The sequence below is a fragment of the Streptococcus sp. HMSC071H03 genome (assembly GCF_001813035.1).
GTDB lineage: Bacteria > Bacillota > Bacilli > Lactobacillales > Streptococcaceae > Streptococcus > Streptococcus anginosus.
The window spans coordinates 8533-8877 of the sequence record NZ_KV811166.1 but is presented as its reverse complement, the minus strand read 5'-3'; the positions used below and the strand labels follow the sequence as shown (position 1 = coordinate 8877).

The 345-nt window shown below is 49.6% G+C and carries 3 tRNA genes; all 3 read left to right on the top strand.

Features of this window, described 5'->3' with window-relative positions:
• Positions 1-52: 52 nt before the first annotated feature.
• The 3 genes from HMPREF2887_RS06775 (at position 53) to HMPREF2887_RS06765 (ending at position 299) form a co-directional block, all read left to right on the top strand.
• Positions 53-133, top strand: a tRNA-Tyr gene (locus tag HMPREF2887_RS06775).
• Between the two features lie 7 nt (positions 134-140).
• Positions 141-211: transfer RNA gene (locus HMPREF2887_RS06770), tRNA-Trp, on the top strand.
• 15 nt (positions 212-226) lie between these two features.
• Positions 227-299: transfer RNA gene (locus tag HMPREF2887_RS06765), tRNA-His, on the top strand.
• Positions 300-345: the final 46 nt, after the last annotated feature.

Here is a 345-nt window from a genome sequence, read left to right as displayed (position 1 = left end):
CATGTGTCGGCGGTTCGATTCCGTCTCGCGCCATAATTAGTTTAAAATATCAGGAAGGGTAGCGAAGAGGCTAAACGCGGCGGACTGTAAATCCGCTCCTTCGGGTTCGGGGGTTCGAATCCCTCCCCTTCCATACCTTTACGGGCATAGTTTAAAGGTAGAACTAAGGTCTCCAAAACCTTCAGTGTGGGTTCAATTCCTACTGCCCGTGTTTATTGTGAATATGGCGGGTGTGGTGAAGTGGTTAACACACCAGATTGTGGCTCTGGCATGCGTGGGTTCGATCCCCATCACTCGCCTATTTTATATTATTGGGGTATAGCCAAGCGGTAAGGCAAGGGACTT